Source organism: Lysinibacillus sp. OF-1, from assembly GCF_028356935.1.
In the GTDB taxonomy this organism is placed as follows: Bacteria; Bacillota; Bacilli; order Bacillales_A; family Planococcaceae; genus Lysinibacillus; species Lysinibacillus fusiformis_D.
Genome location: NZ_CP102798.1, coordinates 98,893 through 121,795 on the forward strand (window position 1 = coordinate 98,893; position 22,903 = coordinate 121,795).

Here is a 22,903-nt window from a genome sequence, read left to right on the forward strand (position 1 = left end):
ATGAGGGACATTCCATTTATGAATGATTATTTAGTAAGAGGGTTAGGATTTAATGGGCAAGTTCGTGTGTTTGCAGCTCGTACAACTGCTACAGTAGGTGAAGCGCAACGTCGTCATGATACTTGGCCAGTTGTGTCAGCAGCTTTAGGTCGTTCAATGACAGCAGCTGTCATGATGGGAGCTATGTTAAAAGGTGAAGAGAAAATCACGATTAAAATTGAGGGTGACGGTCCAATTGGCCCTATGGTAATTGATAGTAATGCACATGGGGAAGTACGCGGATTTGTTACAAACCCCCATGTTCACTTTGATTTAAATGAGCAAGGGAAGTTAGATGTTCGAGCAGGCGTTGGTACAGAAGGATTTCTTACAATTGTTAAAGATCTTGGATTGAGAGATATGTTCTCTGGACAAACACCAATTGTTTCGGGTGAAATCGCTGAAGACTTTACTTATTATTTCGCAACATCTGAGCAAGTACCATCATCAGTTGGATTAGGTGTATTAGTCAATCCAGACAACACTATTCTTGCAGCAGGCGGATTTATTCTTCAATTAATGCCGGGCTGTGAGGAAGAAACAATCAATGAAATTGAACAACATCTTGCTACAATAGAGCCTGTTTCAAAAATGATTGAAAAAGGCTTTACACCAGAGCAAATTTTAGAAGCTGTTTTAGGAAATGGACATCTACAAATTTTAGATTCCATGCCAGTTGAATTTAAATGTCAATGTACAAAAGAGCGGTTTGGTGCAGCAATTTTAGGTTTAGGAGCAGCGGAAATTAGAGAAATGATTGAAGAGGATGGCGGAGCGGAAGCAGAGTGTCACTTCTGCCTAGAGACATACAGTTTTTCTAAGGATGAGCTAGAAGGGTTTATTGATGAGCTCAACGCGTAATCGACGACCTTCAACCACTGTAACACCAAACCAAACGCCTTTACTGCAACGTCGTTTAAAGACAAAGCCTGCTTTAGCTGTCATAGCGATTCTGTTATTAGGAAATATTTTATGGTTCATCAGCTGGTTAATCCCAAACAAAGGTCAGGAAATTGGTAGCGACGAACAAGTCGCTGCCATTGATGGGGATGTGATCACGCGCCAAGAGTGGATGATTGCCATGGAAGAACGATATGGTAAAGAAACACTACAAAATTTAGTAAATGAATCGGTAATGGAAAAGGCAGCAAAAACATATAAAATTAAAGTTACCGATAAAGAAATAGATCTTGAACTTGCGTTAATGCGTTCTGCTCAAGATAAGTTTGATACAGCCATGCAAAATCTATCAGTAGAGCAACTACGCCAAAAAATTCGTTCACAGCTTATATTGGATAAAGTACTCACGAAGGACGTAGTGATAGAGGAAGAAAGTGTTGAAAAGTATTATGAGGAAAATCAGGGGTTATATAATACAAAAACAAGCTATCGTACGAATTTTATTGAAGTCGATTCAAAAAAAGCTGCTGATGAGGCACTAGGTGAATTGAAAAATGGTTCTGATTTTACAGTGCTGGCACGAGAAATATCTGTTGATAGTGCTTCAGCCAGTCTAGGAGGAGATATTGGTTTCCTCACAGAGAATCAGGAGAATGTGGACCCTACCATTATTAATACTGTGAAATCTCTTAAGGCAAATGAGGTAAGTAAAGCCTTTAAGTTAGATAATGGTCATTATGGAATTGTTCAAGTGCAAGAGGTATTAGAAGGACAATCCTTTACATATGACGATGTGAAAGAACATATTGAGCGTGAATTGGCTTTAGAGCAATTGACGCAATCTGTTACACCGGAAGCATTTTGGTCTGAATTTAATGCTACTTGGTATTATGGAGAGTCTAAAAAAGAAAAATAATACATGAAAAGAGTCTGCAAGTTTTGCGGGGTAAAATGAGTCTGATCAAACTTGCAGGCATTCGTAGTGACATACCCAATGGATGCAGATTCTTTTTTTGTAGACAGATGATAAGGCTTTTCCGTTTTAAGTAATGATAAATATTCTGAAAATATAAGTTTTATTTATTGACAATCGAATGGAAAAATTGATAAAATACAAAATAAGTAAAACCTATAAAAATAGTAGGGATTGGGAGTGGATTAGTAAATGAGTAGATTAGCGAATTCAGTGGCTGAATTAGTTGGTAAAACACCAATTGTAAAATTAAATCATGCAACAAATGAAAATGAAGGCACTGTGTATGTAAAATTAGAATATTTTAATCCAGGAAGCTCAGTAAAAGACCGTCTAGCTCTAGCAATGATTGAAGCTGCAGAAAAAGACGGGACATTAAAGCCGGGTGGTACAATCATTGAGCCGACTTCTGGTAATACAGGTATCGGTCTTGCGATGATTGCTGCTGCTAAAGGATACAAAGCGATTTTAGTTATGCCAGAAACAATGAGTTTAGAGCGTCGTAACTTATTACGAGCTTATGGTGCAGAGCTTGTGTTAACACCTGGTCCAGCAGGTATGAAGGGTGCAATTGCTAAAGCAGAAGAACTATCTGCTGAGCATGGCTACTTCCTCCCACAACAATTTACAAATCCAGCGAACGCTGTTATTCACCGTCTGACAACAGGTCCTGAAATTGTAGAAGCATTTGATGGCCTAACACTTGATGCATTTGTAGCTGGCGTTGGTACAGGTGGTACCATTACAGGTGCAGGTGCTGTATTAAAAGAAAAGTATCCAAACATTGAAATCATTGCTGTTGAACCAAAAGATTCACCGGTTCTTTCTGGTGGTCAACCAGGGCCACATAAAATTCAAGGTATTGGAGCTGGATTTGTACCAGAAGTACTAGATACAGATGTTTATTCTGCTGTATTCCCTGTTGAAAATGAGGTTGCTTTTGAAGTAGCACGTAAAGTAGCACGTGAAGAAGGTATCCTATGTGGTATTTCATCTGGTGCTGCCATCTATGCTGCGATTGAAGCGGCAAAACGTTTAGGTAAAGGTTCGAATGTTCTTGCCATTGTACCTTCTAACGGAGAGCGTTACCTTTCAACACCTTTATACCAATTTGAAGACTAAATAAAGATTTTTATGTAAGGGCTCCTTTTTAAAAGGAGTCCTTTTTAGTGCATAAAAACGGACACTATTAAAATTATAAAAATATTCGCTTCTATGTAATATTCAAGTTAAGATGGAATCACACCACATGTTTAAAGGGGAAAATAACTTGAAAACAATACTTACAAAAACATTAACAATGGATGCAGATTCATTTTTTTATAGCTATAAGAAGCAAACAGAGACACAGCAAGCGCATGTGTTTTTAGAGAGTGGACGCGGAGGGCATTTTACGATAGCTGCTTGGAATCCGTTAGCTACTGCACAATCAGTAGAGGAGGGGCTTTTAGTAAACTGGAGAAATGATAGACAAGAAATTTTACAAGGTGAATCTCTAGCTTTACTGGAAGAGCTTGTAGCGGAATATCGAATTTCTTATAATGTGGACCTTCCTGTTTTTCAAGGAGGGGCTATTGGATTTGTTGCATATGATTATGCACGTAAAATTGAAGTACTTCCTAATATGGCAAAGGATGACTTGCAAATACCAGATATCTATTTTTATATTTTTGATAGTTGGGCAGTACATGATGTGAAAACGAATACAGTTACTCTTATGAAGCTAGAAGATAGTGACGTTAACTTGGAAGAATGGGCTAACAACTGGCAGGTTGCAGCACAGTCTGGTTTAGAGGCGCGTAAATTTGAAAAAACAAATGCTGTAGAAGTTGCTAATGATGAGCATGAATTGCTTGTCTCATTTGCAGGAACTGATTTTGAAGCAGCTGTAAAGAAAATTCAAACCTATATAGCACAGGGTGATGTGTTTCAGGTAAACTTATCTGTTCGTCAGTCCAAGAACTTAAATGCGACTGCGATGGATGTCTACGAGGCTTTACGAGCGTTTAATCCGTCGCCATACATGGCTTATATTGAAGCACCTGATTTTGCTGTAGTTTCTGGGTCACCCGAGTTATTAGTAAAACGTCATGGCAATGAATTATCGACAAGACCCATTGCAGGTACTCGACCAAGAGGGAAATCCGAAGCGGAAGATTTAGCATTGGCACAAGAGTTGATTGATAATGAGAAAGAACGTGCTGAGCATGTGATGTTAGTGGATTTAGAGCGCAATGATTTAGGACGAGTATCAGCCTATGGAACAGTGGAAGTGGACGAATTTATGGTCATTGAGCGCTATTCACATGTCATGCACATTGTTTCAAATGTACGAGGAGAAATAGCGGAAGATAAAACGAATGCAGATGTTATCCGTGCAATGTTCCCAGGTGGGACGATTACAGGTGCGCCAAAGATCCGCACCATGGAAATTATTGAAGAACTGGAGCCTGTACGACGAGGTTTATACACTGGTTCTATCGGTTGGCTCGGCTATACAGGTGATATGGAGTTTAATATTGTGATCCGTACAGCATTTATAAAAGATGGGGTTGCACATATTCAAGCTGGAGCAGGTATTGTCATTGACTCTGTGCCAGAAAGGGAGTATCAGGAATCCTTAAATAAGGCGAAGGCAATGTGGCAGGCAAAGGCAATGGCAGAGGAGCGAGCAAAATGATTTTAATGATTGATAATTATGATTCATTTATCTACAACATCGTACAATATTTAGGTGAATTTGGTCATGAGATAGTAGTGAAACGAAATGATGATATAACAGTAAAGGAGATTGAGCAACTTGCACCTGATATGATTGTTATTTCTCCAGGACCATGTAGTCCAAATGAGGCAGGTGAAAGCCTGAACATTATTAAATATTTCGCGGGAAATATTCCGATTTTAGGGGTCTGCCTGGGTCATCAGGCACTTGCACAGGTGTTTGGCGGCAATGTCATACGAGCTGAGCATCTTATGCATGGTAAGACATCACCTGTGCTACATGCTGAAGTGGGTTTGCATAAAGGTATGCCAAATCCCTTCCAGGCCACACGTTACCACTCTCTTATTGTAGAAAAAGAGACGTTACCGGCATGTCTAGAAGTAACCGCTTGGACAGAAGAGGGAGAAATTATGGGGCTTCGTCACACGGAATATTCGATAGAGGGTGTACAATATCATCCAGAATCTATTATGACAGAGCAAGGCAAAAAACTATTGCGTCAATTTATAGAGAAGTATGTAGAAGGAGTGGAATAGATGCAGTGCTGGATGAATGGAAACTATATGGACGCACAGGATTTGCAGATTTCTCCATTTGATCATGGCTTTTTATATGGATTGGGCTTTTTTGAAACATTCCGCACATATAGAGGTCAGATATTTCGCTGGGAAGAGCATATGGATAGATTACAGCTTGCTTTATCTCAGTATCACATTCATTTAACCTATCCTGAAAAATTTTTACTTGAAGTTGTGCAACAGTTAAACAAGCTGGCTGGCGGTCAGGATGGCTACTTCCGTTTAAATGTATCAGCTGGAGAACATCATATTGGATTACAGCCAACAGAATATAAACAACCCAATGTCATTATCTTTCGAAAAGAACTTCAGAATACAAAACGTGGGACGGAGAAAATTGCGCAATGGCTTTCAACGCCACGCAATACACCTGAACAAGGATTGCGAGTTAAATCACACCATTATGGTAACAACGTGCTTGGCCGCTTTGAAATGCTATCATTGGCACAACGAGAAGGGTTCTTTTTAACAGAACAGGGCTATGTGGCTGAAGGTGTGACATCAAACGTTTTTTGGGTAAATAATGATATACTATATACGCCTTCCTTAGAGACAGGTATTTTACCGGGTATTATTCGAGCGTGGGTTATAGAGAAGGCCTCTGCACTCGATTTAGAAGTTAAAGAAGGTTTTTATACAAAAGAAGACTTACTACAAAGTACGGAATGCTTCATTACCAATTCAGTACAAGAGCTTGTGCCGATTAGTAGCTTAGAGAATGTGCAATTTTTAGGTAATAATGGGCCGATTTATTCGTGTTTACATGAGGCATTTGTTCAAGAAGTGGAGCAAGGATAGAGGGAGCGTTTACATGCTAGAAAAATATAAGAAACCATTAACGCTTAATGGTATTACATTAGACTATACAAAAGAAACGTTTGTTATGGGGATTCTCAATGTTACACCAGATTCCTTCTCAGATGGTGGAAAATACAACAATGTAGAAGCTGCTGTTGCTCAAGCGAAAAAAATGGTGGCTGAAGGGGCTAAAATAATTGATGTAGGTGGGGAATCTACACGCCCTGGGTATGAACGAATTTCAGATGAAGATGAAATTGCCCGCATTGTGCCCGTTATTCAAGCATTAGCGAAAGAAGTAAGGGCCGTTATTTCCGTTGATACGTATAAAGCAAATGTAGCCCGTGCTGCTATTGAAGCAGGGGCACATATGATTAATGATATTTGGGGTGCGAAGGCTGAGCCAGAAATTGCTCAGGTTGCTGCGGATTTACATGTGCCTATTATTTTAATGCATAATCGCGAAAATATGGATTATGGTGTTGATTTTTGGGCGACAGCAAAAATGGACTTAGAGAAAAGTATTGCCATCGCTCAGCAAGCAGGAGTTCCTGAACATCATATCATCTTAGATCCAGGTATCGGCTTTGCTAAAAATACTGGCCAAAATATAGTTATGATGCAACACTTAAAGGATTTAGTAGCTATGGGTTACCCTGTATTATTAGCAACGTCACGTAAATCAATGATTGGCAATGTCTTAAAACTACCTGTTGAAGAGCGTCTTGAAGGGACAAGTGCGACAGTGGTTTATGGAATTGAAAAGGGCTGTCATATGATACGTGTTCATGATGTAAAGGAAATGACGCGTGCTACGTATATGGCTGATGTCTTAGTGGGAAAACGTTTGTTTAAGGAGGAAGCGTGATGGATTACATTCATTTAAAGGACATGCAGTTTTATGGCTACCATGGTGTATTAGCAGCAGAAACAACTCTAGGTCAACGCTTTCGAGCAAATGTTTCCCTTGCTGTAGATATGACAAAGGCTGGAGAAACAGATGATCTCTCTTATACAGTGAACTATGCAGAGGTCTATGCATTATGCCGTGATATTGTGGAGGGGGAACCGTTTAAGCTAATTGAGGCTCTGGTCGTGAGAGTAGCGGATGCAATATTAACAACCTACCCTGATAAAGTAAAAGGAGTTCGTGTAGAACTAATTAAACCAGACCCACCAATTCATGGCTATTACAAAGAGGTGTCTGTTGAGGTAACGAGAGGTGATTTCTGATGAAGGATGTCTATTTATCTATCGGAACGAATATGGGAGAGAGATATGAAAATCTTCAGCATGCAGTTGCCCTTTTAAAGGAAACGGAAGGTATTAAACTTGTTCGTGTATCGTCCGTTTATGAAACTGCTGCAGTGGGTTATACAGATCAGGCAGATTTTTTAAATATTGCTGTTCATCTAAAAACAGATGTTTCTTCTGCTGATATGTTGAAGATATGCCAATCCATAGAACAGGAATTAGGGCGTGTTCGAGAATTTCGCTGGGGTCCACGAATCATTGACCTTGACATTTTACTTTACAATCAAGAGAATATTGAAACGGAGAGTTTAACAGTTCCCCATCCAAGAATGTACGAAAGAGCATTCGTCTTAGTACCATTAGTAGAGATTGCAGCATCACCCTTTGATGTACAGCTACAACAAGCGCACGATCTGTTGCAGCAAATGGATTGCGAAAATGAAGGTATCACCCTATGGAGTCCGTTTGAAGAGTTTTCAACGGTGCATTAAGTAATAGTATGTGGATGAAAGATTAATGCATAGCATTAACAATAGATAGCAAATAATAGGTAAAAGCTTTTAGAGGAGGAAGACAACGTTGAGTCTTACAACAGAGAAGCCGTTTCAAATTGGCGATATCGTCATGGACAATCGAGTGGTTTTAGCGCCAATGGCTGGGATCTGTAACTCTGCTTTCCGATTAACGGTTAAAGAGTTCGGAGCAGGTCTCGTGTATGCTGAAATGATTAGTGATAAGGGTATTGTCCAAAAAAACGAAAAAACATTAGGGATGCTTTATATCGATGAACGTGAAAATCCTCTGTCATTGCAAATTTTTGGTGGAGATAAAGCAACTTTAGTGGAAGCGGCGAAATATGTGGATGAAAATACAACTGCTGATATTATTGATATCAACATGGGGTGCCCTGTTAATAAAATCATTAAATGTGAAGCAGGAGCCCGCTTGTTACTTGATCCAAATAAAGTATATGAAATGGTAGCGGCTGTTGTGGATGCTGTCAAAAAACCAGTCAGCGTAAAAATGCGTATTGGCTGGGATGACGAGCATATTTTTGCAGTGGAAAATGCACAAGCTGTTGAGCGTGCAGGTGCAGCAGCGGTGGCGGTTCATGGTCGTACACGTGTACAAATGTATGAAGGTAAAGCGAATTGGGATTTCATTCGTCAAGTGAAGGAGAATGTAAACATTCCTGTGCTTGGTAATGGTGACGTGGAAACACCACAAGATGCTAAACGTATGCTTGAAACTACAGGAGTAGATGCAGTCATGATTGGACGTGCTGCATTAGGTAATCCATGGATGATTTACCGCACGGTTCAATACCTAGAAACAGGTGAGTTAAAGGAAGAACCAAGTGTTCGAGAAAAAATGGATGTATGTCTCCTACACTTTGAACGTCTTCTCCAATTAAAAGGAGAAGGAATCGCGGTGCGTGAAATGCGTAAACATGCGTCATGGTATTTAAAAGGAATTCGTGGTAATGGGAAAGCACGTAATGCTATTAACCAAACAGAAACGGCGGCAGACCTTCGTGCGCTATTAAATGGCCTTGTGCAGGAATATGAAGAGAGCGAATTTAATTTAGTCGGTCCAGAAGCTAAGGAATTAATTGTATAGTGATATGTATAGGGCGTCTCGGTATTTTTAAAAGAGGCGCCTTTGTGTTGCTAACTTTAATTTTTAGAATTATTAATCATCTTTTGTTGGATTGAAAATAAATTGAAACAGATGATTACAGCACTAAAATTGTGTACAATAGAAATATTATGGACGTAAACGCGGACAATTTACTTAAGGAGTGAAACAAGTGTCAAATAATATAGAAGAATTAAATGATCAACTTTTGGTGAGACGCCAAAAAATGACGACAATACTAGAAAACGGACAAGACCCTTTCGGAAGTCGTTTTGAGCGTACACATTTATCAACAGAAGTGCGTGAGCAATTTGCAGACCAAACAAAAGAGCAGCTAGAAGAAAACCTTCAAGAGGTTGTTATTGCGGGTCGTATTATGACGAAACGTGGTAAAGGAAAAGCTGGCTTTGCCCATATTCAAGATTTAGGTGGCCAAATTCAAATTTATGTTCGTCAAGATCATGTAGGCGAGGAAGCATATGAATTATTTAAGCAAGCAGACTTAGGAGATATTGTTGGAGTGCGTGGAAACGTATTCCGTACACAAGTTGGAGAGCTTTCAGTAAAAGCGGAGGGCTTCACGTTCCTTACAAAAGCACTTCGTCCTATGCCAGAGAAATTCCACGGCCTACAGGATGTTGAGCAACGTTATCGCCAACGTTACTTAGATTTAATGACAAATGAAGATAGTAAAAAAACATTTATAACTCGTTCTAAAATCATCCGTGCAATCCGTAATTATCTAGATAACTCTGGATATTTAGAAGTAGAAACACCAATGCTTCATACGATTGCTGGTGGTGCAGCTGCTCGTCCATTTATTACGCACCACAATGCACTAGATATGGAACTATATATGCGAATCGCAATCGAATTGCATTTAAAACGTTTAATAGTTGGTGGTTTAGAGAAAGTTTATGAAATCGGTCGTGTATTCCGTAACGAAGGAATCTCTACACGTCATAACCCTGAATTTACAATGATTGAGCTATATGAAGCATATGCTGATTATCAAGATATCATGTCACTAACTGAAAACCTTATTGCACATGTTGCGCAAGAAGTTCTTGGTACAACGACAGTTCAATATGGAGAAGATGAAATCAACCTTGCAGTAGGTTGGAAACGAGTACACATGGTAGACGCTGTAAAAGAGGCAACAGGTGTAGACTTCTGGCAGCCAATGACAAAAGAACAAGCGCAAGCACTTGCAAAAGAGCACGGAGTAGAAGTGAAAGATGTTCATGAAGTGGGTCATATCATTAATGAATTCTTTGAACAAAAAGTAGAAGAGACTCTTGTACAGCCAACATTTGTATATGGTCATCCAGTAGAAATTTCACCTCTTGCGAAGAAGAATCCAGAGGACGAGCGTTTCACAGATCGTTTTGAGCTATTTATTGTTCGTCGTGAGCATGCAAATGCCTTCACAGAATTAAATGATCCAATCGACCAACGCCAACGCTTTGAAGCGCAATTAGCAGAAAAAGCAGCTGGTAACGATGAAGCACATGAAATGGACAACGATTTCATTGAAGCGTTGGAATACGGTATGCCTCCAACAGGTGGACTAGGTATTGGTATTGACCGTTTAATCATGCTTCTTACAAATTCACCATCAATTCGTGATGTATTATTATTCCCAACAATGCGTCATATTACAAAATAGTTAAATTGTAATGAAGTCTTTTCGTGAAGCAATAAAAGAATAGTAATGAATGAAGAGGAGAATTCACAATATAGGTGAGTTCTCCTCTTTTTAAGCTATAAAAAAATTAAGTTGTTTAAACGAGGATTAAATTTAGGTTATACTTTTATAGTTCTATGTTTTTCAAATTCAAAAAGTATAAAAAGAAGTATTTTTATTGGGGGCTTATAATGAATTACAAAATTATTAACAAACAAGTATTTGAACAGGCACAACTACGTTCGGTTTCTGATGTGCCATTTACTGAAGAAGAACTTGAGAATGGTATGAAATTAGTGGTTGCTAAAAAAGATGAGAACCTTACTTTATATTTAGTAGAAATAGATGGCCACAAGAAATTCGACGTTCGTTGGGATGATTCTTCTGAAGTTTTCAGTGGCTGGTATTCTGCGTGGGACAATTTCTTATGGTGCTTAAATATTGTGGATCCTCAAGCGGATGACCTTAAATAGGGACATAAATAGCAGTAAGCAGGCGCTAAAGTGCAGTAGAAGCACTTTAGCGCCTGCTTATTTGTTAGGAAATGAAAAACTAAATAGAGCTTTATAGTGACTTATATAGGAAACGTTGTTATGGCGGTTATAAAATTAAAAGTAGGTTTGTGCGAAAGGTTGCTTAGATTCAAACTATCCAGAAGGCAACGGGATTTATTCATAGTAGCGTTATAGCATGAAATTATATTGCTATGTTGATTACAATTTACAAGACTTTGATTTATAAATCTGAAGGAGTAATGTTTACAAACAAATACCACTGAGATTTCCTTTCCTAAACAAATGGTATCTTGAGAATAAATAAGTATTTTTATTTTAAAACATTGAGATTTAAAAGAAAGAGATGTATAGTAAAACAAATAATTAAGTAAGCAAAGAGAATATCTCAATTTGGTATTCTCGTAAATGCACAAAAATGCTTATAAATTTGTGTTTTTTTAATTCAATAGATTTTATTTAAAAAACACTTGCCAAGTCTATCATAACGTGATAAATTATTACTTGTCGTTAAGACGACGTAAGAACTAACATCAAACTTCAAAAACAATTTGAATAAAAAGATGTTGACTTGGTAAAGTGGTTATGATAAGATTTAAAAGTTGTCTCTTCTGGGAATGAAAGTTTTCTTGAAAAAGATGTTGACAAAGAGAAATGATTTTGTTATAATATAAAAGTTGCTGTCGAAAGATGGTTGACGAAATGAACCTTGAAAACTGAACAAGCAAAACGTAATCAATAAAGTTTTCAGTAACTAACTTCGGTTAGTGAACAAAACAAAATTTTGGACATCAAAATGATGCCAGCAAAACAATTTGAGCTATTCAAATTTCTTTTATGGAGAGTTTGATCCTGGCTCAGGACGAACGCTGGCGGCGTGCCTAATACATGCAAGTCGAGCGAACAGAGAAGGAGCTTGCTCCTTCGACGTTAGCGGCGGACGGGTGAGTAACACGTGGGCAACCTACCTTATAGTTTGGGATAACTCCGGGAAACCGGGGCTAATACCGAATAATCTGTTTCACCTCATGGTGAAACACTGAAAGACGGTTTCGGCTGTCGCTATAGGATGGGCCCGCGGCGCATTAGCTAGTTGGTGAGGTAACGGCTCACCAAGGCGACGATGCGTAGCCGACCTGAGAGGGTGATCGGCCACACTGGGACTGAGACACGGCCCAGACTCCTACGGGAGGCAGCAGTAGGGAATCTTCCACAATGGGCGAAAGCCTGATGGAGCAACGCCGCGTGAGTGAAGAAGGATTTCGGTTCGTAAAACTCTGTTGTAAGGGAAGAACAAGTACAGTAGTAACTGGCTGTACCTTGACGGTACCTTATTAGAAAGCCACGGCTAACTACGTGCCAGCAGCCGCGGTAATACGTAGGTGGCAAGCGTTGTCCGGAATTATTGGGCGTAAAGCGCGCGCAGGTGGTTTCTTAAGTCTGATGTGAAAGCCCACGGCTCAACCGTGGAGGGTCATTGGAAACTGGGAGACTTGAGTGCAGAAGAGGATAGTGGAATTCCAAGTGTAGCGGTGAAATGCGTAGAGATTTGGAGGAACACCAGTGGCGAAGGCGACTATCTGGTCTGTAACTGACACTGAGGCGCGAAAGCGTGGGGAGCAAACAGGATTAGATACCCTGGTAGTCCACGCCGTAAACGATGAGTGCTAAGTGTTAGGGGGTTTCCGCCCCTTAGTGCTGCAGCTAACGCATTAAGCACTCCGCCTGGGGAGTACGGTCGCAAGACTGAAACTCAAAGGAATTGACGGGGGCCCGCACAAGCGGTGGAGCATGTGGTTTAATTCGAAGCAACGCGAAGAACCTTACCAGGTCTTGACATCCCGTTGACCACTGTAGAGATATAGTTTCCCCTTCGGGGGCAACGGTGACAGGTGGTGCATGGTTGTCGTCAGCTCGTGTCGTGAGATGTTGGGTTAAGTCCCGCAACGAGCGCAACCCTTGATCTTAGTTGCCATCATTTAGTTGGGCACTCTAAGGTGACTGCCGGTGACAAACCGGAGGAAGGTGGGGATGACGTCAAATCATCATGCCCCTTATGACCTGGGCTACACACGTGCTACAATGGACGATACAAACGGTTGCCAACTCGCGAGAGGGAGCTAATCCGATAAAGTCGTTCTCAGTTCGGATTGTAGGCTGCAACTCGCCTACATGAAGCCGGAATCGCTAGTAATCGCGGATCAGCATGCCGCGGTGAATACGTTCCCGGGCCTTGTACACACCGCCCGTCACACCACGAGAGTTTGTAACACCCGAAGTCGGTGAGGTAACCTTTTGGAGCCAGCCGCCGAAGGTGGGATAGATGATTGGGGTGAAGTCGTAACAAGGTAGCCGTATCGGAAGGTGCGGCTGGATCACCTCCTTTCTAAGGATTATTTCGGAATACAAACCTAGGGTTTGTAAGATTACGTTTTGCGTTCAGTTTTGAAGGTTCATTCTTTCTTGAATGAAAAGCTTCAAAACTTGTTCTTTGAAAACTGGATAAAACGACATTGAAATTGTAACAAACACATTTATTTTTTAAGTTTTTTTATAGGCTTAATAACTTGGTTAAGTTATTAAGGGCGCACGGCGAATGCCTTGGCACTAGGAGCCGAAGAAGGACGGCACTAACACCGATATGCTTCGGGGAGCTGTAAGTGAGCTTTGATCCGGAGATTTCCGAATGGGGGAACCCACTACGTTTAATCGCGTAGTATCTTGACGTGAATACATAGCGTCTTGAAGGCAGACCCAGGGAACTGAAACATCTAAGTACCTGGAGGAAGAGAAAGAAAAATCGATTCCCTGAGTAGCGGCGAGCGAAACGGGAAGAGCCCAAACCAAGAGGCTTGCCTCTTGGGGTTGTAGGACACTCAATACGGAGTTACAAAAGAGCGAGTTAGATGAAGCGACTTGGAAAGGTCCGCCAGAGCAGGTAAAAGCCCTGTAGTCGAAAGTTCGTTCTCTCCTGAGTGGATCCTGAGTACGGCGGAACACGTGAAATTCCGTCGGAATCCGGGAGGACCATCTCCCAAGGCTAAATACTACCTAGTGACCGATAGTGAACCAGTACCGTGAGGGAAAGGTGAAAAGCACCCCGGAAGGGGAGTGAAAGAGATCCTGAAACCGTGTGCCTACAAGTAGTTAGAGCCCGTTAATGGGTGATAGCGTGCCTTTTGTAGAATGAACCGGCGAGTTACGATTACGTGCGAGGTTAAGCTTTAGAAGGCGGAGCCGCAGCGAAAGCGAGTCTGAATAGGGCGAAATAGTACGTGGTCGTAGACCCGAAACCAGGTGATCTACCCATGTCCAGGGTGAAGGTAAGGTAACACTTACTGGAGGCCCGAACCCACGCACGTTGAAAAGTGCGGGGATGAGGTGTGGGTAGCGGAGAAATTCCAATCGAACTTGGAGATAGCTGGTTCTCTCCGAAATAGCTTTAGGGCTAGCCTCGTGATGAGAATACTGGAGGTAGAGCACTGTTTGGACTAGGGGGCCATCCCGGTTTACCGAATTCAGACAAACTCCGAATGCCAGATATTTATACACGGGAGTCAGACTGCGAGTGATAAGATCCGTAGTCAAAAGGGAAACAGCCCAGACCACCAGCTAAGGTCCCAAAGTAATCGTTAAGTGGAAAAGGATGTGGCGTTGCACAGACAACCAGGATGTTGGCTTAGAAGCAGCCATCATTTAAAGAGTGCGTAATAGCTCACTGGTCGAGTGACGCTGCGCCGAAAATGTATCGGGGCTAAACGATTCACCGAAGCTGTGGATTGACATCTACGATGTCAGTGGTAGGAGAGCGTTCTAAGTGCGTTGAAGTCAGACCGGAAGGACTGGTGGAGCGCTTAGAAGTGAGAATGCCGGTATGAGTAGCGAAAGACGGGTGAGAATCCCGTCCACCGTATGACTAAGGTTTCCTGAGGAAGGCTCGTCCGCTCAGGGTTAGTCGGGACCTAAGCCGAGGCCGATAGGCGTAGGCGATGGACAACAGGTTGATATTCCTGTACCACCTCCTCACCGTTTGAGAAATGGGGGGACGCAGTAGGATAGGGTAAGCGCGCTGTTGGTTATGCGCGTCCAAGCAGTAAGGCGTGTGTGTAGGCAAATCCGCACACTGTAACGTTGAGCTGTGATGGCGAGTCCGTATGGACGAAGTTCCTGATTTCACACTGCCAAGAAAAGCCTCTATCGAGGTGAGAGGTGCCCGTACCGCAAACCGACACAGGTAGTCGAGGAGAGAATCCTAAGGTGTGCGAGAGAACTCTCGTTAAGGAACTCGGCAAAATGACCCCGTAACTTCGGGAGAAGGGGTGCTCTTGAGCGTGCAAGCGCATGAGAGCCGCAGTGAATAGGCCCAGGCGACTGTTTAGCAAAAACACAGGTCTCTGCAAAACCGTAAGGTGACGTATAGGGGCTGACGCCTGCCCGGTGCTGGAAGGTTAAGAGGAGTGGTTAGCGCAAGCGAAGCTGCGAATTGAAGCCCCAGTAAACGGCGGCCGTAACTATAACGGTCCTAAGGTAGCGAAATTCCTTGTCGGGTAAGTTCCGACCCGCACGAAAGGCGTAACGATCTGGGCACTGTCTCAACGAGAGACTCGGTGAAATTATAGTACCTGTGAAGATGCAGGTTACCCGCGACAGGACGGAAAGACCCCGTGGAGCTTTACTGTAGCCTGATATTGAATTTTGGTACAACTTGTACAGGATAGGTAGGAGCCAGAGATCTCGGAGCGCCAGCTTCGAAGGAGGCGTCGGTGGGATACTACCCTGGTTGTATTGAAATTCTAACCCATGCCCCTTAGCGGGGCAGGAGACAGTGTCAGGCGGACAGTTTGACTGGGGCGGTCGCCTCCTAAAAGGTAACGGAGGCGCCCAAAGGTTCCCTCAGAATGGTTGGAAATCATTCGTAGAGTGTAAAGGCACAAGGGAGCTTGACTGCGAGACCTACAAGTCGAGCAGGGTCGAAAGACGGGCTTAGTGATCCGGTGGTTCCGCATGGAAGGGCCATCGCTCAACGGATAAAAGCTACCCCGGGGATAACAGGCTTATCTCCCCCAAGAGTCCACATCGACGGGGAGGTTTGGCACCTCGATGTCGGCTCATCGCATCCTGGGGCTGTAGTCGGTCCCAAGGGTTGGGCTGTTCGCCCATTAAAGCGGTACGCGAGCTGGGTTCAGAACGTCGTGAGACAGTTCGGTCCCTATCCGTCGTGGGCGTAGGAAATTTGAGAGGAGCTGTCCTTAGTACGAGAGGACCGGGATGGACACACCGCTGGTGTACCAGTTGTCTTGCCAAAGGCATCGCTGGGTAGCTATGTGTGGACGGGATAAGTGCTGAAAGCATCTAAGCATGAAGCCCCCCTCAAGATGAGATTTCCCATTACGCAAGTAAGTAAGATCCCTCAAAGACGATGAGGTAGATAGGTTCGAGGTGGAAGTGTGGTGACACATGGAGCTGACGAATACTAATCGATCGAGGACTTAACCAAAATGTTTGAACCATTCAATGAACCGTTTATCCAGTTTTGAAAGAACAATTCTTTCAAAAAAGAGAGCTTCTAGACACAGTAGTATGCCGTGTATGGAAGGTCGACCATAGTCTAGTGATGATGGCAAAGAGGTCACACCCGTTCCCATACCGAACACGGAAGTTAAGCTCTTTAGCGCCGATGGTAGTTGGGGGCTTCCCCCTGTGAGAGTAGGACGTCGCTAGGCATAATACCCAGGAGGATTAGCTCAGCTGGGAGAGCATCTGCCTTACAAGCAGAGGGTCGGCGGTTCGAGCCCGTCATCCTCCACCATATGCCGGTTTAGCTCAGCAGGTAGAGCAACTGACTTGTAATCAGTAGGTCGTGGGTTCGATTCCTATAGCCGGCACCATTTTTTTAGAGCCATTAGCTCAGTTGGTAGAGCATCTGACTTTTAATCAGAGGGTCGAAGGTTCGAGTCCTTCATGGCTCACCATTTTTAAATAATAATAAGCGGGTGTGGCGGAATTGGCAGACGCACTAGACTTAGGATCTAGCGCCGCAAGGCGTGGGGGTTCGACTCCCTTCACCCGCACCATTATTTCATTGCCAGATAAAAAAACTTATGCACATGCGGAAGTAGTTCAGTGGTAGAACACCACCTTGCCAAGGTGGGGGTCGCGAGTTCGAACCTCGTCTTCCGCTCCAAATGTGCCGGGGTGGCGGAACTGGCAGACGCACAGGACTTAAAATCCTGCGGTAGGTGACTACCGTACCGGTTCGATTCCGGTCCTCGGCACCATTTTTAATGCGCCCGTAGCTCAATTGGATAGAGCGTCTGACTACGGATCAGAAGGTTATGGGTTCGACTCCTGTCGGGCGCGCCAAAAAAGAACGGGAAGTAGCTCAGCTTGGTAGAGCACTTGGTTTGGGACCAAGGGGTCGCAGGTTCGAATCCTGTCTTCCCGACCATTTCCTAAAAATATATGGGGCCTTAGCTCAGCTGGGAGAGCGCCTGCCTTGCACGCAGGAGGTCAGCGGTTCGATCCCGCTAGGCTCCACCAATTCGATTTATTAAATGAACCTTGAAAACTGAACAAGCAAAACGTAATCAATAAAGTTTTCAGTAACTAACTTCGGTTAGTGAACAAAACAAAATTTTGGACATCAAAATTGATGCCAGCAAAACAATTTGAGCTATTCAAATTTCTTTTATGGAGAGTTTGATCCTGGCTCAGGACGAACGCTGGCGGCGTGCCTAATACATGCAAGTCGAGCGAACAGAGAAGGAGCTTGCTCCTTCGACGTTAGCGGCGGACGGGTGAGTAACACGTGGGCAACCTACCTTATAGTTTGGGATAACTCCGGGAAACCGGGGCTAATACCGAATAATCTGTTTCACCTCATGGTGAAACACTGAAAGACGGTTTCGGCTGTCGCTATAGGATGGGCCCGCGGCGCATTAGCTAGTTGGTGAGGTAACGGCTCACCAAGGCGACGATGCGTAGCCGACCTGAGAGGGTGATCGGCCACACTGGGACTGAGACACGGCCCAGACTCCTACGGGAGGCAGCAGTAGGGAATCTTCCACAATGGGCGAAAGCCTGATGGAGCAACGCCGCGTGAGTGAAGAAGGATTTCGGTTCGTAAAACTCTGTTGTAAGGGAAGAACAAGTACAGTAGTAACTGGCTGTACCTTGACGGTACCTTATTAGAAAGCCACGGCTAACTACGTGCCAGCAGCCGCGGTAATACGTAGGTGGCAAGCGTTGTCCGGAATTATTGGGCGTAAAGCGCGCGCAGGTGGTTTCTTAAGTCTGATGTGAAAGCCCACGGCTCAACCGTGGAGGGTCATTGGAAACTGGGAGACTTGAGTGCAGAAGAGGATAGTGGAATTCCAAGTGTAGCGGTGAAATGCGTAGAGATTTGGAGGAACACCAGTGGCGAAGGCGACTATCTGGTCTGTAACTGACACTGAGGCGCGAAAGCGTGGGGAGCAAACAGGATTAGATACCCTGGTAGTCCACGCCGTAAACGATGAGTGCTAAGTGTTAGGGGGTTTCCGCCCCTTAGTGCTGCAGCTAACGCATTAAGCACTCCGCCTGGGGAGTACGGTCGCAAGACTGAAACTCAAAGGAATTGACGGGGGCCCGCACAAGCGGTGGAGCATGTGGTTTAATTCGAAGCAACGCGAAGAACCTTACCAGGTCTTGACATCCCGTTGACCACTGTAGAGATATAGTTTCCCCTTCGGGGGCAACGGTGACAGGTGGTGCATGGTTGTCGTCAGCTCGTGTCGTGAGATGTTGGGTTAAGTCCCGCAACGAGCGCAACCCTTGATCTTAGTTGCCATCATTTAGTTGGGCACTCTAAGGTGACTGCCGGTGACAAACCGGAGGAAGGTGGGGATGACGTCAAATCATCATGCCCCTTATGACCTGGGCTACACACGTGCTACAATGGACGATACAAACGGTTGCCAACTCGCGAGAGGGAGCTAATCCGATAAAGTCGTTCTCAGTTCGGATTGTAGGCTGCAACTCGCCTACATGAAGCCGGAATCGCTAGTAATCGCGGATCAGCATGCCGCGGTGAATACGTTCCCGGGCCTTGTACACACCGCCCGTCACACCACGAGAGTTTGTAACACCCGAAGTCGGTGAGGTAACCTTTTGGAGCCAGCCGCCGAAGGTGGGATAGATGATTGGGGTGAAGTCGTAACAAGGTAGCCGTATCGGAAGGTGCGGCTGGATCACCTCCTTTCTAAGGATTATTTCGGAATACAAACCTAGGGTTTGTAAGATTACGTTTTGCGTTCAGTTTTGAAGGTTTATTAAATAATATAAAACTTCCAAGAGGGCCTATAGCTCAGCTGGTTAGAGCGCACGCCTGATAAGCGTGAGGTCGATGGTTCGAGTCCATTTAGGCCCACCATATATACCTCTTGGGGCCTTAGCTCAGCTGGGAGAGCGCCTGCCTTGCACGCAGGAGGTCAGCGGTTCGATCCCGCTAGGCTCCACCAATCTTTGTTCTTTGAAAACTGGATAAAACGACATTGAAATTGTAACAAACACATTTATTTTTTAAGTTTTTTTATAGGCTTAATAACTTGGTTAAGTTATTAAGGGCGCACGGCGAATGCCTTGGCACTAGGAGCCGAAGAAGGACGGCACTAACACCGATATGCTTCGGGGAGCTGTAAGTGAGCTTTGATCCGGAGATTTCCGAATGGGGGAACCCACTACGTTTAATCGCGTAGTATCTTGACGTGAATACATAGCGTCTTGAAGGCAGACCCAGGGAACTGAAACATCTAAGTACCTGGAGGAAGAGAAAGAAAAATCGATTCCCTGAGTAGCGGCGAGCGAAACGGGAAGAGCCCAAACCAAGAGGCTTGCCTCTTGGGGTTGTAGGACACTCAATACGGAGTTACAAAAGAGCGAGTTAGATGAAGCGACTTGGAAAGGTCCGCCAGAGCAGGTAAAAGCCCTGTAGTCGAAAGTTCGTTCTCTCCTGAGTGGATCCTGAGTACGGCGGAACACGTGAAATTCCGTCGGAATCCGGGAGGACCATCTCCCAAGGCTAAATACTACCTAGTGACCGATAGTGAACCAGTACCGTGAGGGAAAGGTGAAAAGCACCCCGGAAGGGGAGTGAAAGAGATCCTGAAACCGTGTGCCTACAAGTAGTTAGAGCCCGTTAATGGGTGATAGCGTGCCTTTTGTAGAATGAACCGGCGAGTTACGATTACGTGCGAGGTTAAGCTTTAGAAGGCGGAGCCGCAGCGAAAGCGAGTCTGAATAGGGCGAAATAGTACGTGGTCGTAGACCCGAAACCAGGTGATCTACCCATGTCCAGGGTGAAGGTAAGGTAACACTTACTGGAGGCCCGAACCCACGCACGTTGAAAAGTGCGGGGATGAGGTGTGGGTAGCGGAGAAATTCCAATCGAACTTGGAGATAGCTGGTTCTCTCCGAAATAGCTTTAGGGCTAGCCTCGTGATGAGAATACTGGAGGTAGAGCACTGTTTGGACTAGGGGGCCATCCCGGTTTACCGAATTCAGACAAACTCCGAATGCCAGATATTTATACACGGGAGTCAGACTGCGAGTGATAAGATCCGTAGTCAAAAGGGAAACAGCCCAGACCACCAGCTAAGGTCCCAAAGTAATCGTTAAGTGGAAAAGGATGTGGCGTTGCACAGACAACCAGGATGTTGGCTTAGAAGCAGCCATCATTTAAAGAGTGCGTAATAGCTCACTGGTCGAGTGACGCTGCGCCGAAAATGTATCGGGGCTAAACGATTCACCGAAGCTGTGGATTGACATCTACGATGTCAGTGGTAGGAGAGCGTTCTAAGTGCGTTGAAGTCAGACCGGAAGGACTGGTGGAGCGCTTAGAAGTGAGAATGCCGGTATGAGTAGCGAAAGACGGGTGAGAATCCCGTCCACCGTATGACTAAGGTTTCCTGAGGAAGGCTCGTCCGCTCAGGGTTAGTCGGGACCTAAGCCGAGGCCGATAGGCGTAGGCGATGGACAACAGGTTGATATTCCTGTACCACCTCCTCACCGTTTGAGAAATGGGGGGACGCAGTAGGATAGGGTAAGCGCGCTGTTGGTTATGCGCGTCCAAGCAGTAAGGCGTGTGTGTAGGCAAATCCGCACACTGTAACGTTGAGCTGTGATGGCGAGTCCGTATGGACGAAGTTCCTGATTTCACACTGCCAAGAAAAGCCTCTATCGAGGTGAGAGGTGCCCGTACCGCAAACCGACACAGGTAGTCGAGGAGAGAATCCTAAGGTGTGCGAGAGAACTCTCGTTAAGGAACTCGGCAAAATGACCCCGTAACTTCGGGAGAAGGGGTGCTCTTGAGCGTGCAAGCGCATGAGAGCCGCAGTGAATAGGCCCAGGCGACTGTTTAGCAAAAACACAGGTCTCTGCAAAACCGTAAGGTGACGTATAGGGGCTGACGCCTGCCCGGTGCTGGAAGGTTAAGAGGAGTGGTTAGCGCAAGCGAAGCTGCGAATTGAAGCCCCAGTAAACGGCGGCCGTAACTATAACGGTCCTAAGGTAGCGAAATTCCTTGTCGGGTAAGTTCCGACCCGCACGAAAGGCGTAACGATCTGGGCACTGTCTCAACGAGAGACTCGGTGAAATTATAGTACCTGTGAAGATGCAGGTTACCCGCGACAGGACGGAAAGACCCCGTGGAGCTTTACTGTAGCCTGATATTGAATTTTGGTACAACTTGTACAGGATAGGTAGGAGCCAGAGATCTCGGAGCGCCAGCTTCGAAGGAGGCGTCGGTGGGATACTACCCTGGTTGTATTGAAATTCTAACCCATGCCCCTTAGCGGGGCAGGAGACAGTGTCAGGCGGACAGTTTGACTGGGGCGGTCGCCTCCTAAAAGGTAACGGAGGCGCCCAAAGGTTCCCTCAGAATGGTTGGAAATCATTCGTAGAGTGTAAAGGCACAAGGGAGCTTGACTGCGAGACCTACAAGTCGAGCAGGGTCGAAAGACGGGCTTAGTGATCCGGTGGTTCCGCATGGAAGGGCCATCGCTCAACGGATAAAAGCTACCCCGGGGATAACAGGCTTATCTCCCCCAAGAGTCCACATCGACGGGGAGGTTTGGCACCTCGATGTCGGCTCATCGCATCCTGGGGCTGTAGTCGGTCCCAAGGGTTGGGCTGTTCGCCCATTAAAGCGGTACGCGAGCTGGGTTCAGAACGTCGTGAGACAGTTCGGTCCCTATCCGTCGTGGGCGTAGGAAATTTGAGAGGAGCTGTCCTTAGTACGAGAGGACCGGGATGGACACACCGCTGGTGTACCAGTTGTCTTGCCAAAGGCATCGCTGGGTAGCTATGTGTGGACGGGATAAGTGCTGAAAGCATCTAAGCATGAAGCCCCCCTCAAGATGAGATTTCCCATTACGCAAGTAAGTAAGATCCCTCAAAGACGATGAGGTAGATAGGTTCGAGGTGGAAGTGTGGTGACACATGGAGCTGACGAATACTAATCGATCGAGGACTTAACCAAAATGTTTGAACCATTCAATGAACCGTTTATCCAGTTTTGAAAGAACAATTCTTTCAAAAAAGAGAGCTTCTAGACACAGTAGTATGCCGTGTATGGAAGGTCGACCATAGTCTAGTGATGATGGCAAAGAGGTCACACCCGTTCCCATACCGAACACGGAAGTTAAGCTCTTTAGCGCCGATGGTAGTTGGGGGCTTCCCCCTGTGAGAGTAGGACGTCGCTAGGCAATTGTGAAAGACCAGAGAATAATTTCTCTGGTCTTTTTTGGTTCTTCTAGTTAGATTTTT

Annotated in this window: 12 protein-coding genes, 11 tRNA genes and 6 rRNA genes; all 29 read left to right on the forward strand. The window is 44.6% G+C overall.

The genetic code is table 11. From position 1 onward, the window contains the following. Positions 1–18 precede the first annotated feature (18 nt). Positions 19–900 (forward strand): Hsp33 family molecular chaperone HslO, encoded by an 882-nt coding sequence (gene hslO / locus NV349_RS00485; protein WP_036120682.1) that lies wholly within the window; start codon positions 19–21, stop codon positions 898–900. Further along, on the forward strand, positions 884–1,855 hold the full coding sequence (locus NV349_RS00490; protein WP_036120685.1) for a peptidyl-prolyl cis-trans isomerase: 972 nt from the start codon (positions 884–886) through the stop codon (positions 1,853–1,855). Before hslO ends, NV349_RS00490 begins: the two co-directional genes overlap by 17 nt. Positions 1,856–2,104: 249 nt before the next feature. Beyond that, positions 2,105–3,034, forward strand: a complete 930-nt coding sequence (gene cysK, locus NV349_RS00495) for a cysteine synthase A (protein ID WP_036120688.1) — start codon at positions 2,105–2,107, stop codon at positions 3,032–3,034. 127 nt (positions 3,035–3,161) lie between these two features. Continuing rightward, positions 3,162–4,592: an anthranilate synthase component I family protein gene (locus tag NV349_RS00500; RefSeq protein WP_271912030.1), complete on the forward strand. Its 1,431-nt coding sequence runs from the start codon at positions 3,162–3,164 to the stop codon at positions 4,590–4,592. Beyond that, positions 4,589–5,170 (forward strand): aminodeoxychorismate/anthranilate synthase component II, encoded by a 582-nt coding sequence (pabA, locus tag NV349_RS00505; RefSeq protein WP_036120693.1) that lies wholly within the window; start codon positions 4,589–4,591, stop codon positions 5,168–5,170. Before NV349_RS00500 ends, pabA begins: the two co-directional genes overlap by 4 nt. Next, the gene (gene pabC, locus NV349_RS00510; RefSeq protein WP_271912032.1) at positions 5,171–6,010 is read left to right on the forward strand and encodes an aminodeoxychorismate lyase; all 840 of its coding nucleotides are present in this window, start codon (positions 5,171–5,173) and stop codon (positions 6,008–6,010) included. A gap of 13 nt (positions 6,011–6,023) precedes the next feature. After that, complete coding sequence (gene folP, locus NV349_RS00515; protein WP_036120700.1) at positions 6,024–6,878, forward strand: dihydropteroate synthase; 855 nt, start codon at positions 6,024–6,026, stop codon at positions 6,876–6,878. Beyond that, a complete protein-coding gene (gene folB, locus NV349_RS00520; protein WP_036120703.1) occupies positions 6,878–7,243 on the forward strand; it encodes a dihydroneopterin aldolase in 366 nt (121 codons plus the stop codon). The genes folP and folB overlap by 1 nt, the downstream gene beginning before the upstream one ends. Further along, entirely contained in the window at positions 7,243–7,755 is a 513-nt protein-coding gene (folK, locus tag NV349_RS00525) for a 2-amino-4-hydroxy-6-hydroxymethyldihydropteridine diphosphokinase (RefSeq protein ID WP_058844493.1), read from the forward strand. The genes folB and folK overlap by 1 nt, the downstream gene beginning before the upstream one ends. Before the next feature lie 88 nt (positions 7,756–7,843). After that, positions 7,844–8,884 (forward strand): tRNA dihydrouridine synthase DusB, encoded by a 1,041-nt coding sequence (gene dusB / locus NV349_RS00530; RefSeq protein WP_036120709.1) that lies wholly within the window; start codon positions 7,844–7,846, stop codon positions 8,882–8,884. Between the two features lie 181 nt (positions 8,885–9,065). After that, the gene (lysS, locus tag NV349_RS00535) at positions 9,066–10,571 is read left to right on the forward strand and encodes a lysine--tRNA ligase (RefSeq protein ID WP_082673746.1); all 1,506 of its coding nucleotides are present in this window, start codon (positions 9,066–9,068) and stop codon (positions 10,569–10,571) included. 209 nt (positions 10,572–10,780) lie between these two features. Then, the gene (locus tag NV349_RS00540; protein WP_036123109.1) at positions 10,781–11,062 is read left to right on the forward strand and encodes a hypothetical protein; all 282 of its coding nucleotides are present in this window, start codon (positions 10,781–10,783) and stop codon (positions 11,060–11,062) included. Positions 11,063–11,935: 873 nt separating this feature from the next. Further along, positions 11,936–13,487: ribosomal RNA gene (locus NV349_RS00545) — 16S ribosomal RNA — on the forward strand. Between the two features lie 183 nt (positions 13,488–13,670). After that, positions 13,671–16,598: ribosomal RNA gene (locus NV349_RS00550) — 23S ribosomal RNA — on the forward strand. 110 nt (positions 16,599–16,708) lie between these two features. Further along, a 5S ribosomal RNA gene (gene rrf, locus NV349_RS00555) occupies positions 16,709–16,824 on the forward strand. A gap of 10 nt (positions 16,825–16,834) precedes the next feature. Further along, positions 16,835–16,910 (forward strand) — tRNA-Val (locus NV349_RS00560). Positions 16,911–16,913: 3 nt separating this feature from the next. Then, positions 16,914–16,989, forward strand: a tRNA-Thr gene (locus NV349_RS00565). Positions 16,990–16,997: 8 nt separating this feature from the next. After that, a tRNA-Lys gene (locus NV349_RS00570) sits at positions 16,998–17,073 on the forward strand. A gap of 17 nt (positions 17,074–17,090) precedes the next feature. Further along, positions 17,091–17,175, forward strand: a tRNA-Leu gene (locus tag NV349_RS00575). 35 nt (positions 17,176–17,210) lie between these two features. After that, positions 17,211–17,285, forward strand: a tRNA-Gly gene (locus tag NV349_RS00580). Positions 17,286–17,290: 5 nt separating this feature from the next. Further along, positions 17,291–17,379 (forward strand) — tRNA-Leu (locus tag NV349_RS00585). Between the two features lie 8 nt (positions 17,380–17,387). Then, positions 17,388–17,464 (forward strand) — tRNA-Arg (locus NV349_RS00590). Positions 17,465–17,472: 8 nt separating this feature from the next. Beyond that, positions 17,473–17,549, forward strand: a tRNA-Pro gene (locus NV349_RS00595). Positions 17,550–17,565: 16 nt separating this feature from the next. Continuing rightward, positions 17,566–17,641: transfer RNA gene (locus tag NV349_RS00600), tRNA-Ala, on the forward strand. A 147-nt stretch (positions 17,642–17,788) separates the two neighbouring features. Continuing rightward, a 16S ribosomal RNA gene (locus NV349_RS00605) occupies positions 17,789–19,340 on the forward strand. 94 nt (positions 19,341–19,434) lie between these two features. Next, positions 19,435–19,511, forward strand: a tRNA-Ile gene (locus NV349_RS00610). 12 nt (positions 19,512–19,523) lie between these two features. Continuing rightward, positions 19,524–19,599: transfer RNA gene (locus NV349_RS00615), tRNA-Ala, on the forward strand. Between the two features lie 89 nt (positions 19,600–19,688). After that, a 23S ribosomal RNA gene (locus NV349_RS00620) occupies positions 19,689–22,616 on the forward strand. A 110-nt stretch (positions 22,617–22,726) separates the two neighbouring features. Further along, a 5S ribosomal RNA gene (rrf, locus tag NV349_RS00625) occupies positions 22,727–22,842 on the forward strand. The 16S, 23S and 5S rRNA genes sit together here with 11 tRNA genes alongside, the layout of an rRNA operon. Positions 22,843–22,903: the final 61 nt, after the last annotated feature.